This window comes from Streptomyces sediminimaris (genome assembly GCF_047049295.1).
In the GTDB taxonomy this organism is placed as follows: domain Bacteria; phylum Actinomycetota; class Actinomycetes; order Streptomycetales; family Streptomycetaceae; genus Streptomyces; species Streptomyces sediminimaris.
The window spans coordinates 1-13,966 of the sequence record NZ_JBJWOT010000004.1; the positions used below are offsets into that span (position 1 = coordinate 1).

Here is a 13,966-nt window from a genome sequence, read left to right on the forward strand (position 1 = left end):
AGACGTCCCTGGCACCGCCAGGAGCTCCGCGGGCCGGATAGAGGCGCTGAGGCCAACTGGGAGCCTTCGCACTAGGGTTCAGGCCCTGAGCTGGCCGGCGGTCATCAACAGGACCTCCTCACTGCGTCGCACTACTCGCATAGGTGGATCGGGTCGTCGGTAGCGGGCCTCCACCGCACCGCGTATCGCCTGCGTGTCGATCCTTGATCAGGAGACCGGCATTGGGTATCACGCGCGCGCACGCTCTAAGAGGTAAGAGGACTACGAGACGGCGCGTTTCCGCAGGTCAGAGACGTGCGCTCTGGCGGGGGTATCACCCCGGGGTGATAAGCAGGCCCACGATTTATCACCCCGGGGTTCTAAAACCGGGCCACTTTGTGCCCCCCATGCACAAAGTGAACAGGGGTGAGCCGGGGTTGGGGCCATCGGATTGTGCACAGGGGAGACAATCGGGAGTAGTTGCGGTGTCTTCTGGCGTGGACCCGCGTTATCACCCCCGGGTGATAACGACACGCCGAAAGTGCGCCTGGGGGACATGAAAGTGTCCCAGGCGCACATTCACGTAGGCTTCGGATGCCCGGGTCCCAGTGAGAGGAGCGCGTCGCGCGATGACTGCACAACCCCAGGAGCAGCCGCGACGGAGGCCGGCGGCACCTGCCGGAGCGCCCCCTCCCCCACCCCCGAGTGCCTTCCGTCGTCCGGGTGGTCTGAAGCCTCGTGCCAACACCGTTGAGTTGCCTGCCGGTTACCGGGCCTCGGTGGAGCCGCCACTCAACAGTGACGGCTTCCTTGACGCCGACTTCGTCATGGACAGCCAGGCTTTCCTGCGCTGGCTGCCGGACTACTACAAGGACGACCTCGTCTCCCTGCGGCTGATTGTGCGGATGATGGGGATGCAGAAACCTGGTGGTCAGGTTCATGCGACGCAGATCGAGCTCGCCAATCTCCTCGGTGTGAAGCAATCGCAGATCTCCAGGTCGCTCAAGGAGGCTGGGCGAATCGGTCTGACGGCGAAGGTGAAGGCCGGCGTCTACCAACTGCACCCGACGCTGAGCCTGCGGGGCGGCAAGATTCCAGTCGAACCGAAGCCTGGTACGCGCGCTCGGGGCACACTGCAGGTGGACCAGCTGTCGCTCATGGACTTCATCGCGAACAATGAGGAGCTGCCCGACGCGTTCCGGTACTTGCGGAATCTTCCCGATCCGGCGACGAAACCGCCGCGGGAGGACAAGCAACGGGCCTACGAGCGTGAGCTGGCGCGGGAGAAGGAGGATGGGTCATGACGATCGCAGCGGAGCAGCCGGCCCCGGAGTACGTGTGGACGGCCAACAACGCTCTCGTCTTCACCCCGCGAGGTCTGCCGCCGGCTGCCTACCCCGTGCTGCTGCACCTGCTGGGCTGTCAGGAGCCGGGCGGGCGTTGCCTACTCACGCAGGAGAAGATCTCCACCTATCTCGGTATCAGCCGTACGAAGGTGACCCGTGGTCTGCAGCACCTCGGCTTCGCTCGCATGGTGTGGAAGGAGGGCAACGGAACGTACCGGCTAAGCCCGCTTATTGCCGGCTTCCGGACGCCCGTCGACCAGTTGCAGGCGATCGAAGCGATGGACGACGACGACCGTTTCGATCACCCGAACTTCCAAGAACGGTACGAAGAACAGATCGCCAGGTACGAAGAGGAGAAGCGGCAGAAGGCCGCGCAGCGTCAGCGCCCGATCGCCCCGGCCATCGACCTCGCGTCGCGACGACGGCACTGAGGAGCTAGGAGGCCGGCAGCCCGCGGGAGAGGTCCGAGGCTGCGGGGAAGTCTTCGGGCTGTAGTACTTGGAGAAGCCGGGGAACGGGAATAGGTGCTGAGCTCTTGTCAGCTCGGCGGGGGAACGGAGTGAAGTGGCCTTCAAGCTCAAATCGGCTGATGCAGCCATGCCGGACGACCCGGTTGACCTATATCGGATTCTTGCCCTGACGAACCGTGGGCCCGAATTCGTGTGGGGACACCAACAGGATGTCCTTCGAGACTGGCATGAGAAGAAGGCAGACGCATCAGACGTAGCAATTGAGTTGCCGACAGGGGCGGGCAAAACTCTTGTCGGAGGCCTGATTAGCGAGTACCGGCGACGCAAGTATGGCGAACGTGTCGCCTATCTTTGTCCGACTCGGCAGTTGGCGCGGCAGACGGCAGCGAAGTTTGACGAGTACGGCATTCCAAACGTGCTGCTCGTCAATCGCGTGAAATCATGGAATCCAGCCCACCAGGCGCAGTACGAGGCAGGGGAAGCCGTCGCAGTCAGCGTCTACAGCCACGTCTTCAACTCGAATCCGGCTCTCGACAACGCCGGCATGCTCGTCCTGGACGATGCTCACGCGGCCGAGGGGTACGTGGCCGGTCCGTGGAGTCTCGCTATCTCCCGCAAGACCGAGGAGAGTGCGTACCTCGACGTTCTCTCCGTGCTGAAGCCCGCGCTGGATCCACTCGTCGACACCCGACTGCGCGCTCCCAAGACAGAGGACTCGTCGGCGTACGTGTACCTCGCGTCCCCGATCGGTGTCGCCGAGCAGTCCCTCCCCCTCGAACAAGCCGTCGCGGCAGCAGCCCACGGCTCGAAGCTGAGTACGGACGCCTTCCATGCCTGGAAGTTCCTCCAGGGACGCCTTGACCGATGCCTGATCTACGTCTCGTACGGGCAGATCCTCATTCGCCCGCTCATCGCGCCCACGGCGCAACACGAAGCCTTCAACAGCCCGGCCCGCCGGGTGTACATGAGCGCGACCCTCGGAGACGGCGGCGAGCTCGAGCGTGCCTTCGGGCGAAGGAAGATCGACCGCATCCCCGTCCCCAAGGGCTGGGAGAGCCGGGGCACCGGGCGGCGGTTCTTCATCTTCCCCGAACTGACCGACGACCTGTCCACAGCGCCTGAGCGGGTGCCCGCCTTCGTCTCCGGGGTCGTCGGCAGCGCGGGCCGAGCGGTCATCCTCACCCCCGACGGCCGTACCGCCGAGACCTTCGCCACGAAGTGCCTGCCCGAGACGTACCCCGTCGTGAAGGCCAACGATGTCGAAGACGACCTCACCACCTTCACCGCGATGGACCAGGCCGCTCTGCTCCTCACCAATCGCTACGACGGCATAGACCTCCCCGGCGACGACTGCCGGCTCGTCGTACTTGCGGGCCTGCCCGCCCGAGGAGACCTGCAGGAACGCTTCCTGCACGAATCACTCGGAGCAGTGGAAGTGCTCCAGGAACGCATCCGCGCGCGTATCGTGCAGGGCTCGGGCCGGGCCACCCGCAGCAACAAGGACTGGGCGGCCGTCATGGTGCTCGGCCGGTCCCTGACGTCGTACCTGTCCGGTCCGGACGTCCAGGGGGCCCTGCATCCAGAAGTCCACGCCGAGGTCGAGTTCGGGCGGACGAACAGCTTGGGCACCACCTCCAGCGACATGCTCGACAACCTCGCCGTTTTCCGCAGGCATGATCAGGACTGGGCTGCGGTCGATACCCATATCTCCTCCCAGCGCGAGCAGTACACCCGCACCGTCGCCCCCAGTGCCCGCGAGCTGCACAACGCGGCCCGGCACGAGGTCGCGGTCTGGGAAGCGATCTGGAACAACCAATGGGACTGGGCCCTCACCGCCGTACAGCGCGTCCTGGACCAGCTCAAGGGCGAGCGAACACCCCAGCGCTATGCCGCGCTGTGGAACTACCTCGGGTACAGCATCGCCGAGCGGCTCGCACAGCAGAGCGGAGACTCATCGCACCGCGACACCGGAGCCCGCTACTACCGCGAACTCCAGCGAAAGGCGCAGACCAGCAGCTTCCTCGCGCACATCGCTTCGCCCAGCGACCGAGCCCACGCGCCCGTCCTCGGCGACCTCGACCCTCTTGATGAAGCCGCCATGCTCGCCGTCATCGCCCGTACCGAACTGCACCACCCCGACCGCTTCGAGCAGACCCTCACCGAAGCGCGGGCCGGCCTCGCAGGCACCGAGTACCGCGCCTACGAAGCCGGGCTCGTCCACCTCGGCACCTTCGCCGGCGCCTCGGAGAGCTACGGCAACGACGACGACGCCAACCCCGCAGCCCCTGATGCCGTCTGGATCTTCGACGACGCCCGCTGGGTCACCTGGGAGGCGAAGAGCGAAGCCACGCCCACCGGTGAAATCGGCCCCGACAATGTCCGCCAGGCCCAAGGACACCTCAGGTACACGGAGGCCGAGCGAAAGGCCTCCGCGCCCAGCGGCTCCATCGCCCTCCTCATGTCCCCCAAGCCAAAAATCATGGCCGCAGCGCGCATGCTCGCCAACGACGAGACCTACCTCGTACGCCCGCCGACGGTCCTGGAAGTCTTCGACCGCCTCATCCGTTCGTGGCGCACCGCCCGAGCACGCACGATCACAGTGCTGAGCACCGCCGAACTCGCCGACATCTTCCGGGTCGAGCAAGCGCTGCCATCACAGTGGCTGCCCCTCCTGAAAGCGACCCCGGTCAAGGAGTAGTGAAACGGCACGCGGGTCCCTCGGGCCGACGGGCTTGAGGGATCGCGTCCGCACCGGCTCCCAGCCAGCAGCCCTGCGGGCAGGACGCGCAGTCCGCCCTATGCCCACGGGCACGAGCCGGACGGCCGTCCAACTGGTGCGAGAACCGACCGGCTAGCCAGGGTGGGAGACTCATTCGAGATGTGACGATCTAGGGAGTTCATGGCATGGCAGCAGGTGCCCTCGACGGACCAGTTCCGGCAGAAGCCCCCTATGGGCAACAGGTCCGCGAGCGCCTGAACCAGGTAATCGAGGACCAGCGCCCACGGGCTCGCGAGAACATCGCCCGGGCCCGCCGGCGGAACCCGGAGGCGACACCGGCACAGATCATCCGCGACCTGGAGCGCAAGTACGTCAGGGATTTCGCCGGGAGGGGCGCCGTAGTGGGAGCGTGTGCGGCCGCGCCCGGCCTCGGATCGGGAGTCGCGTCGACAGGCGAGTTCTTCTCGTCTCTTCAGCTGAGATCCCTTTTCGCGCTGTCGATCGCCGAAGTCCACGGGGTCTCCGACGGCGAGGACGAGCGCCTGCGAATGCTCATCGGAGTCGCGCTCTACGGGATCGGCTCGGCAGCCATTCCCAGGGTCGCCGCGCGTACCGGCCCATACTGGGGACGCCGGGCGGTCGCCAAGGTTCCCGTCGCGAGGCTGCGCCAGATCAACGGCGTCTTGGGACCGAACTTCGTCACGAAGCACGGGACCAAGCAGGGCATCGTCGTGCTCGGCCACGTGGCACCGCTCGGCTTCGGTGCCGTGATCGGTGGGAGCGCCACCGCTGCTCTCGCCGCCCTCCACGTGTGGACCGCCCGGCGCGCATTCGGCCCACCCCCGCCGTCGTGGCCGTCGCCGACGCTCGCCGCGCAGATCGCGTCCGAGGACTCGCACGGTTGACCCCCATCGACGGAATCAGCCACGGCGCCGCGCGCCGTCCAGCGCGGCGCCGTACGTCACGTCTGCCGGTCCAGCAGGTCAGTCATCGTCCGGAGCGGTGCCCACCCATGCCACGGGCTGCCCTTCGGAGTTGGTCCCCAGGTGGGGGTACTCCGCTTCGTGCCCGGCGTCCAGGACGCAGATCCTCCCCCACCTGCCATGTTTGCCCGGACACGATCGGCTCAGCAGGTCGAGGTCGGCGTCTTGGACCGCGCGGTCGTACCGCTCCTGGAAACGCCGGAGCATGGGGCTGAACTCCCGCACCAGGGAGGCCTCCAACTCCTCGATCTCCTCCTTGAGGCGCTGAACCACGGGGTCCGACATCACGGCGTTCAGGGCCGTCTCGGTCTCCCACTGCCTGCGCTGCCGAGCGAGCGTCTCCCGGCGCTGTACCTCTGCGTCCGCCACCGTGTCCTCTCCCTCGGCTCGGGTCTTGCTGCTGGTAGCCGTCGCCGGCGGCCTTGTACGGCGCGAACGCAGCGGCTCTCGGGGGTTGTTCACCGCTCCTCACCGATGCGTAGAGATAGCGCGCGGATCGCAGTCCGGGCAGGCCAGGCTGTCGACGGGGTGGGGGCCCTGGTCGACGGGGACCTGGGTGCGGCGGTTGCGGCCGCGGCCCTTGGTGACCCAGGCCCGGCGCGGTGTCCACTCGGTCGGGACATGATGCCCGGGGAGGTCGGGGACACGGCTGGCGCAGGCCACGCACTGTCGGTAGACCAGCTGTTCGTTGACCAGCCAAGTGTCCGGGTCCCCCGCGTCGTCGGCGTCGACCAGGACCAGGCCGGCCTGCCACTTCCAGCCCGGCGGACGGTCGAGATGAAGCTCGGGGTCGTAGTGGGCGGACACCACGCAGCCCGTTCCGAGGACGCGACCGGCCACGCGCTCCAGACATTCGGCGTCGACCGAGCCCGGCTCGTCGACGTGCTTCCAGCGGCCGAATTCGCCGGGCCGGAAGATCAGGCGCATAGGGCGGTCGAGTTGCACACCGGTCTGGCCGAGGGTGACCACGAACCCGTCGATGGGACAGAGGTACCGGCCGCGGCCGCGGCCGGAGGCCACACCCTGTAGGGGGACGCCGCACGTGGGGCAGTCGTGGTTGCTGATCTTGTCGCCCCGTCGGATTCGGACGTTGTGCGTTTCCGTACAGCGCGGGCAGCGTCCGTTCACCTCTCGGTCCCTCCCTCGATGGCGGCCACGCTACGGGCGCCGGTCGGCTGGTGCTGTCGGGCAGGCGAGCGCCGGGAACGCCGCCGTGTGCCCGCCCGCGGTGAACGTGATCGCGGCGGGGCGCTGTGCCCAGAAGGGGCAGACGTCGATGAGGTGGTCGCCGTGCTCATCGTTGAGGATGCGCAGCCACACCTCCGTACTGGTGATGCTGGCGCGGTACGCGGTCACGTCCCACGGCTCGGTGGTGAACCCGGAGGTATCGGCGCGGGCGATCACGGTGTCCGGGGCGTCGGCCGTGGACATGTGCAGGCTGGTGCCGTCGTACACGAGCCGGATCCCGTCCTGCTCAAGGTCTCGTCGCCGGGGGGCCTGGCGCAGGAGGTCGTACAGGTCCCGGATCTTCAGCTGAGCCATGGCCTCGCCCTCTGCTCGAAGTCGCCGCCGAGTCGACGGCCGCCACCACCTCGATCGCCGGTCCCGCTCACGAGGGTCACAGGCCGAACCGCCAGAGATGGGTGAAGCGCTCCAGGACGGTCTCGGCGTCGAGCCCGCGGTTCCACACGCTGGTGAGCCACATCGGGACGGTGTCCAGGCGCTCGCAGACCACGACGCTCTCGGGCTGATGGGTCAGGTAGCAGCGGCTCTCGTCCCCGAACTTCCCGCCCGGCCCGTACTTTCCGTACAGCTGCCCGAGGCGTTCACGGTTGACTTCGGCGAAGGCCTCCAACTGCCTTACGTAGCCCTCCTGTTCCTCGGCGCTGACGGACTTGAGGACGACCGCGAGGATCTCCTCCGACAGGTCGCGGTCGAAGCCCGCGTAGCCGGTCAGAGACACGAAAATCCGCTCGGCTGCCTCGAACACCAGGTGCACCTGGTCCTCCCCCACGCTGTCGACTGGCGTGGGCAGGGAGTTCGGTTCCGACCTCGATACGACCGGCGGCGTGTCCGGCACGGAGGCCGCCGTTCGGGCCTGCCGGACGGTGCGGTCGGCGATGTGGGCGAGCCTGCCGGCGATCGCCTCGACAGCGCGAAACCAGCCTTCGTGGACCTGGTCGCTGCTGCCGGAAGGAGCCTGCGTGTCCAGCTCGATGACTTCGCCCTGCGCGCCTTCCACGGCGCCGGCCTGGATGGCCGCGATGAGGGTGTGCACCTCAGCCGGGCTTGCCCCCGCGGCGTCGAGGAGCTCGGTCACACGCTGCTCGGCCTTCGCGGCCGTCTCTCCGTACACGGCGATCAGCGGTAACTTCCGCCGTTGTGGGTGCTGGCTCATGATGTGGGTTCCCTTGCGGTGGGCGGTTCGGCTGCTGGTGCGGTGCGTGCTGCTACCGGACTTCGACGGAGTACGCGGCGCCGGGGAACTCCCAGCCGTCGGTGCCTTCGCCGATGTCCTCGACGATGACGTCGTCGATGAAGTGGTCCTCGAACTCGTCGTCGGTGAGCTCGCCGGCGAGCCAGAGTTCCTCGATCGCGTCCCAGTTGCCCCGGCTGCCGTCGATCCGCAGGGGCGCGGCGTCCACCGTGCCGCGCGTACGTACGTCGTCCCCGGTTTTGACGACGCCGCTGATCTCGTACTGGCCCTCCGTGATGTGGTCGGGGAGCGGGTCAGCGGGGACGATGGCGACGTTCTCGTACGCGGTGTGGATGATGTCCAGGTAGCTGCGGCGGACGTTGTACTCCGCGTCGGACAGCCAGTTGATGAGGGTCTTGGTCGTGACGTGGAGACCGGCGTCCGCGAGGGCCTGCTGCCCGCGGTGGGTCGCGGTGAGCTGACTGAGCTGGGCGTGCCAGTGCTTGGCGTTGTACGACGACAGCCGGTGGCGGGGGGTGACCTGGGAGCGCAAGAGGTCGTTGAGGGCGGCGCCCAGGGACCTTCCGTGCCCGGTGGGGCCGGCCATCAGTCGTCACCCTCGGGGATCATCTCGCCGGCCTGGACGAACTTGGCCTTCACTTCGCCGAAGCCGGTTCCGATGCGGTACGTGGACGGCGCGGTGCCGTCCGGCGCCCAGAAGACGGCCGCGTCGACGTTGCGCAGCGCGAGGAGCTGGTGGCCTTCCTCGACGGCCCTGAAGGCCACGCTCCAGTGACGGACGGACGCCTCCGCGACCATGCTCATGCGCCAGTCCGGCCGCCAGAACGGGGACCTCTGGGAGGGGCGCTTGGGCCACAGCAGACGCAGCGCGATGGACAACCGGGTCTTGTACGCCTTGTAGGGGTCGCCGCCGACCTGAACGAGCTCGGTCCGTGCCTTGCGGGTGGCCTCGTAGAAGGGCTTGAAGAGGGACTCGTTGTACTTCCCGGTCCAGGAGTCGTAGATGGTCGGCATGGCGCCGAGGTGCTTGTCCCGGACGAGCTTCTCCAGCTGCTTGACGTGGGGGGTGGTGACCCACACCCGGCCGTCCTCGTCGGGACGGTCGATGATCCGCCCCAGGGGGTGCGGCATGTCGGTGCGGGTCCACTCCGGGATGCCGATGAGATAGATGCCGGCCTTCGTCTTGTCGTACGCGTCGAGCGGGCCGGTGTGCAGGAGCTTGTTCGGGGCGAGGGGGACGCCTGAACAGGCTGAGGGGAAGCTGCCGTTGCGGTCGATCAGGCACAGCACGCCCTCGCCGAACGAGTCGGGCACGTCGATCTGGTCGCGCCGGACACGCTTGCCGTTCTCCCGGATGTAGGGAACACGGGTGACGGTGATGTCTGGGTGGACCCAGCGGGGCTCGCCGTCCATGTGCTCGCTGATCAGCGGCCACGGGCCGCTGTCGCGCTCCTCCTTGCGGATGACAGGGATCGGGTGCATCTTCGAGCGGCCGACCGCGTCCTTGAGGATCTTCAGAGCAGGGAAGACGTGCCCCTCGGGCTCGTCCTCCTCGTCGCCCGGCTTCAGCCAGTCCCCGCCGTCTTCCTCGTCCTCCGTTACGTCGCCCGGGGCCTGTCCGCTGTCCGCCGGGGCGTGGACAGGGGCACTGGCAGCAGCGGCCTGAGCGCTTGCGGCGGTGTCGGCGGAGACGGGCGTGCCGTAGGACCGCAGCGCTGCGGCGAGGCGGTGCCCCTCATGAGTGTCCGGCCACTCTGAGACCGCGGCGGCGGCCTGGAGCAGCGACGGCAGGATCTCCTGCAGGGCCTCCTGGTCGCCGCCCGCGACTGCGGTCCGCCAGGCCGCGAGCTCGTGGGTGAGGGCGGCGGGGATCCCCTGCTGTCCGCCGGACGTGTAAGGGAGGGCGGCTTCGGCCAGTTCCAGCGCCGCCGTTCCACCGGTGGACGCCGAGAGCCCCGGGCCCGCCGGGCTGTCGGCGCGGCCGAGGGGGGCGGCTCCTGCGTCGAGGAAGCGGGCGTGGATCAGGTCGGGCTGCAGGTACGCCGAACCGATCGTGCCGAAGTCGCGCTCCGCGACCGTCACTTGGACCCGGGCAGGGTCCTCGGTCGGCGAGAGCGTCAACGTGACGTCGGCGTCCAGGAGGCCCAGGAGTGCGGGATCGTCGCTGTCCACGATGGCGAGCACCGGCACGTGCAGCGTGCGCGCGAGAGTGGCCAGTACCTGGGAGGCGTCCGGGAGACGGTCCCCGGACAGCGGCAGACGGGCGCTGTGGGCGGCCTGCAAGCGATCCACGACCACGAGGGCCAGGCCCTCCATGTGCGGGGCGGTCTCCCTGATGTCCTCGGCGGTCAGGTCACTGCCGTCATCGATCATCAGGAGGTCGCCGGCCTGGACGAGCTGGTGGGCGACTTTCTGCTCATGCTCGGTAAGGCGGCCCTGCTTGAGACGCGCATATTCGCCGCCGGTCTCGGCGGAGATGATCCGGCGGAAGATGTCGTCCCGGTTCGGTCCCGAGGCCGCGTACAGGACCATGTCGTGGTCGACAAGCGCCGTCTTCCGTGCGGCCGCCAGACCCAGCAGGCTTCCGCCGACGCTCGGACGGGCTGCCACGAGCGTCAGCTTGCCCCGCTGCAGACCGCCCGTTGCGGTGTCCAGGCCGGGCAGCCCGAAGGTGGGACCGTCGGCAGGGCCGTCGGTGAGTACGGAGCCGATGGCGTCGCCGAGCGTGGCGAGCCTGCGGGGCGTGCTGCCGCGGTTCTGGTGGCCTTGGCTGTTCACCGCACCTCCTGCGGTCGCCGCGCCGGGGTGCGCGGCCATGTCGGACGAGAGGGCATCTGGAGCGGGGTCGGCGGGGAGCAGGACTGCGACCGGCGTGCTGTTCCGCATGAGCACCTGCGGCTGGCCCTGGGCCGCCAGCGTGACGAGGTCGCCGAAATCCTTCTGCGCCGCGCTCAGCACGTGGGCCGGGAAGGCCTCGGTCTTCCGCGCTGCCGGGAACCTGTCCAGCGGCGCAAGGAGAGCGCGCACCCTGTGCTTGGTGATCACAGTGGTGCGCCCCTCCTCTTCGGCGAGCTTCACCAGCGCGTACAGCGTGTTCCGCGCCGTGGTCGCATTGATCGCGCCCTCTTCCTGCGGCGACTGACTCACTCACCCTCCTATGGCACTCAACTACCCACCATCATAGCAGTATTCACCTACTTATCTTCGAAACTCACCAAGTTTCCTTCTAGTCTCACTCACTATTGGTGGCTTCGCGGTGTGTGTTGACGAGCCCGGAAGCGGACAGCGCTGAGGCCGGGACTACCGTCCCGGCCTCAGCTCCACATCATCCGCAGACGATCACACCCGTAACCTGGCAGGCCCAATTGCCCGCTGCCGTGCTCTTGCCCTTCGGGCTGCGGACCAGATCACCACAGGGGTCTGTCCCAGGTGCTGAGGGCGATCGGTCGCGGGAGCGGCTATCCGACCTCGACGGCCAGCTATCCGCCGGCCGTCGGTTCGCTCGAAGAGCAGGTCAGTCAATCAGCACGTCGAGGTCACAGACGCTGCAGCGGCGCCCGCCTCCACCGGGACGGAAAAGGCCCTCCAGGTCTTCGACGGTGACTGGCAGATAGTCGGTCGGGGCCTGAGGAGGGTGGCGTCGGCACAGCAGGTGGACGCGGTTCTGCGAGAGGTAGCCCACGACCTGATCAGGCGCGGACGCTACGGGCAAGCGGATCTCATATGGGTCGGTGGGGTCCGGTGCGGGAGTCGACGGGATGTGGGCGACGGCGTTCCCGATGGCCTTGGCGCAGGAGGCGCAGAGGACAGGGTCGTAGCGGCCGTACGTGCTCACGTCGATCAGGTTCAGCTGCCACTGCTCGTAGGCGATGCTCTTAAAGCACGCCATGCAGCGACTGTTGTGGGCCGGCTCGATGACGATGAGGGTCGACTCGGTGAGGGTGACACTTCGGTCGCTCTCGTGCTCGGTTCGCGTGCCTGCGCGGACTCGGCTCAGGGCTTGGTGGTAGCCGATTCCCTCGGCCTGCTGCAGCTCCCGTGCGCGCTGCTGGGCGGTGTTTCGCTTGGTCACGATCGTCTCCGTGAGACCGGCCTTCGCGCCCACGCCGTCGGCCGGTGGAGAAGAGGATCGGCCTGTTGGTGATCTGGATCCCGAAGGACCTTCTCCCGGACACTCGCGCGGCGTGGGCGCGCGACAGCAGGATGGGCGTTCAGTTCGCCTATGGGATCACAGTATCCGAAGCCGCTGACAGTGAAGGGGAGACGGGGTAAGTCACTGGCTCTCGGGCACGTGCTTGCGGAACTTCTCGTGCGCGGCCTGCTTGCTCGTCATGAGCGCCTGCGCGACTTCGTCCCAGGAGTAGTCCGCCGCCCTGGCTGCACGCACAGCGTCCTGCTGCCACACCTCGGCGCCGTTCTGGAGCAGGGTCGTCGCGTAGACGGCGAGGAGGGGGCGCTGCTCGTCAAGTTCACCCTCCGGCCGCTGGGGGGCGCAGAGTGCCTGGACTGCATCCTCTACTTCGTCCAGCAGTCGTCGGAGCCGCTCGGGCAGCGTGCGGGACAGGCTGACCTCGGCGTGCCGGATCCACTCCCGCTGCAGCCCCTCATCGCAGGCATCGGGGTCGTCGAAGTCGACGGGGCGACGAGGGCTGCGCCAGCCGCATGCGCAGACGACCCGGAGCCCTTGAGCGCGCCGTCGCCCTTGCCTGCCGTCGTACTTGTAGGACCAGGCCCAGCTCACGCGGCGCTTCCAGGTCTCTTCCGAGTCCTCGAAGGTGTCGTGAGGCGCGTCCTCCCCGCCGGAGAGCACGGCAACGACCCATCCCTCGTGGCTTCCGTTCTCGTCATCGGTGTGCAACCAGCCCATACGCCGCTCCTCGACTCGATCCCGGCAGAATGCCGTCAGGAATCCCTGACGATATCAATATCGTCAGGGATTCCTGACGGAAATGAGTATGCGGGCGCCGGCGGCTGGGGGTGGGCTTCGTCGATGTGCACTACGGGATGCATCGGCCGACCGGTCCGGGTCGCCGAGTGCACGGCAGGTCACCAGTCCGCAGGCCCCATGGTCAGCGTGGGGTGATCAGCGGATCGCCCGACACGGGGCTCTTGGCCCGATAGGGGTCGGCAAGCAGGTTCTGCGTTGCCCGTTGGGCTCGCCAGCGCGCGGCGGCCGGACTCGGGGCACGCCCGCCCGAGTAGAGCACGGGCGTGCCGTCCGCACGTTGCCAGTCGAGCGACCAGCACCATAATCCGAGCCTCGCGGCCTGGCTCCAGAGCGGGCGTGCGTCGAACGGCGCCGGGTCGATCTTGGTCCACACCAGGAGGTCGGTTCCCGGCACGGGGACTCGCGAGCTGGCACAGTTGTGGTCGGCCCCGGGGGCCTGCCACAACAGAGGTGCGGGCAGCACGTCAACCGTCGACAGCTCTGCCGCGTAAGCGATCAGGTCAGCAACGTCCCAGACCAGGGCCAGGGTGAGGGCGGCGCGCTGCAGCGGTGGCCAGTCGCCGGGGGCGTCCAGCAGCAGCACGTCCACGGCGTCGCCGACCCGGTCGTCGTCCAGTTGCCTCTCGGCCTCGTACTCCGCCATGGTCTGCGCCTGGAACTCACGGCTCCCGGCTGCCGCCTCCTCCACCAGTTCCAGCGCCAGGGCGACCATTTCGTGGCTCACCGACAGCGCGATCCCCAGCTCCCGCAGCTGCTCGGGCGTTAACTGTTCCAGCAGGTTCTGCAGGTAGCCAGCGATCGCCCTGCTCACCGTGCTCAATGGAGGCCGCTCGAAATCGGGAACCTCCGGGTGACCCCACAGGTGGGCCAGCTTCCACAACTCCAGCAACTCGCGGACGTCGACCAGGCTTTCCAGCTCCTCGGCGTAGGCCAGGGCCGCGTCGACCACCGCGAGGGTGGCCGTGCTGCGCTCTGCGTTGACGTGGCCGGCGAACCGGCACAACGCGGACGATCGTCCACCGACCGGGCCCAGCACCACGCCGGCATTCTCGAACCTGCGCGTCATCGGTTCTCTCCAGTCCTG

13 protein-coding genes are annotated in these 13,966 nt (G+C 68.0%); 4 read left to right on the forward strand and 9 right to left on the reverse strand.

All coding sequences use genetic code 11. From position 1 onward, the window contains the following. The first annotated feature begins 758 nt into the window (after positions 1-758). From ACJ9NR_RS40490 to ACJ9NR_RS40505, 4 genes are all read left to right on the forward strand, one after another. Positions 759-1,283 carry a hypothetical protein gene (locus ACJ9NR_RS40490; protein WP_412512794.1) on the forward strand — a complete coding sequence of 175 codons (525 nt, stop codon included), beginning with the start codon at positions 759-761 and terminating at the stop codon, positions 1,281-1,283. Next, complete coding sequence (locus ACJ9NR_RS40495) at positions 1,280-1,756, forward strand: helix-turn-helix domain-containing protein (RefSeq protein WP_412512795.1); 477 nt, start codon at positions 1,280-1,282, stop codon at positions 1,754-1,756. Before ACJ9NR_RS40490 ends, ACJ9NR_RS40495 begins: the two co-directional genes overlap by 4 nt. 133 nt (positions 1,757-1,889) lie before the next feature. After that, positions 1,890-4,493, forward strand: coding sequence for a DEAD/DEAH box helicase (locus tag ACJ9NR_RS40500; protein WP_412512796.1), 2,604 nt, complete (start codon positions 1,890-1,892; stop codon positions 4,491-4,493). Positions 4,494-4,699: 206 nt separating this feature from the next. Further along, the gene (locus tag ACJ9NR_RS40505; protein WP_412512797.1) at positions 4,700-5,419 is read left to right on the forward strand and encodes a hypothetical protein; all 720 of its coding nucleotides are present in this window, start codon (positions 4,700-4,702) and stop codon (positions 5,417-5,419) included. A gap of 78 nt (positions 5,420-5,497) precedes the next feature. On the opposite strand, the gene ACJ9NR_RS40510 is transcribed toward ACJ9NR_RS40505, so the two are convergent. From ACJ9NR_RS40510 to ACJ9NR_RS40550, 9 genes are all read right to left on the reverse strand, one after another. Beyond that, positions 5,498-5,866 carry a hypothetical protein gene (locus ACJ9NR_RS40510; protein ID WP_412512798.1) on the reverse strand — a complete coding sequence of 123 codons (369 nt, stop codon included), beginning with the start codon at positions 5,864-5,866 and terminating at the stop codon, positions 5,498-5,500. A gap of 99 nt (positions 5,867-5,965) precedes the next feature. Continuing rightward, on the reverse strand, positions 5,966-6,517 hold the full coding sequence (locus tag ACJ9NR_RS40515; RefSeq protein ID WP_412512799.1) for a hypothetical protein: 552 nt from the start codon (positions 6,515-6,517) through the stop codon (positions 5,966-5,968). Between the two features lie 138 nt (positions 6,518-6,655). Continuing rightward, positions 6,656-7,039 (reverse strand): hypothetical protein, encoded by a 384-nt coding sequence (locus ACJ9NR_RS40520; RefSeq protein WP_412512800.1) that lies wholly within the window; start codon positions 7,037-7,039, stop codon positions 6,656-6,658. 76 nt (positions 7,040-7,115) lie between these two features. Beyond that, a complete protein-coding gene (locus ACJ9NR_RS40525) occupies positions 7,116-7,895 on the reverse strand; it encodes a hypothetical protein (protein ID WP_412512801.1) in 780 nt (259 codons plus the stop codon). 52 nt (positions 7,896-7,947) lie between these two features. Beyond that, on the reverse strand, positions 7,948-8,520 hold the full coding sequence (locus ACJ9NR_RS40530; protein WP_412512802.1) for a hypothetical protein: 573 nt from the start codon (positions 8,518-8,520) through the stop codon (positions 7,948-7,950). Continuing rightward, positions 8,520-11,081, reverse strand: a complete 2,562-nt coding sequence (locus tag ACJ9NR_RS40535) for a type II toxin-antitoxin system prevent-host-death family antitoxin (RefSeq protein WP_412512803.1) — start codon at positions 11,079-11,081, stop codon at positions 8,520-8,522. Before ACJ9NR_RS40535 ends, ACJ9NR_RS40530 begins: the two co-directional genes overlap by 1 nt. 367 nt (positions 11,082-11,448) lie before the next feature. Beyond that, complete coding sequence (locus ACJ9NR_RS40540; protein WP_412512804.1) at positions 11,449-12,006, reverse strand: hypothetical protein; 558 nt, start codon at positions 12,004-12,006, stop codon at positions 11,449-11,451. 201 nt (positions 12,007-12,207) lie between these two features. Then, positions 12,208-12,801, reverse strand: coding sequence for a hypothetical protein (locus ACJ9NR_RS40545; RefSeq protein WP_412512805.1), 594 nt, complete (start codon positions 12,799-12,801; stop codon positions 12,208-12,210). Between the two features lie 202 nt (positions 12,802-13,003). After that, the gene (locus tag ACJ9NR_RS40550) at positions 13,004-13,948 is read right to left on the reverse strand and encodes a hypothetical protein (protein ID WP_412512806.1); all 945 of its coding nucleotides are present in this window, start codon (positions 13,946-13,948) and stop codon (positions 13,004-13,006) included. Between the last annotated feature and the right edge of the window lie 18 nt (positions 13,949-13,966).

Bases quoted from the DNA above. Each gene is read 5' to 3' on its own strand.
- ACJ9NR_RS40495 (WP_412512795.1), top strand. From the start codon at position 1,280: ATGACGATCGCAGCGGAGCAGCCGGCCCCGGAGTACGTGTGGACGGCC.
- ACJ9NR_RS40505 (WP_412512797.1), top strand. From the start codon at position 4,700: ATGGCAGCAGGTGCCCTCGACGGACCAGTTCCGGCAGAAGCCCCCTAT.
- ACJ9NR_RS40520 (WP_412512800.1), bottom strand. From the start codon at position 7,039: ATGGCTCAGCTGAAGATCCGGGACCTGTACGACCTCCTGCGCCAGGCC.
- ACJ9NR_RS40525 (WP_412512801.1), bottom strand. From the start codon at position 7,895: ATGAGCCAGCACCCACAACGGCGGAAGTTACCGCTGATCGCCGTGTAC.
- ACJ9NR_RS40530 (WP_412512802.1), bottom strand. From the start codon at position 8,520: ATGGCCGGCCCCACCGGGCACGGAAGGTCCCTGGGCGCCGCCCTCAAC.
- ACJ9NR_RS40545 (WP_412512805.1), bottom strand. From the start codon at position 12,801: ATGGGCTGGTTGCACACCGATGACGAGAACGGAAGCCACGAGGGATGG.
- ACJ9NR_RS40550 (WP_412512806.1), bottom strand. From the start codon at position 13,948: ATGACGCGCAGGTTCGAGAATGCCGGCGTGGTGCTGGGCCCGGTCGGT.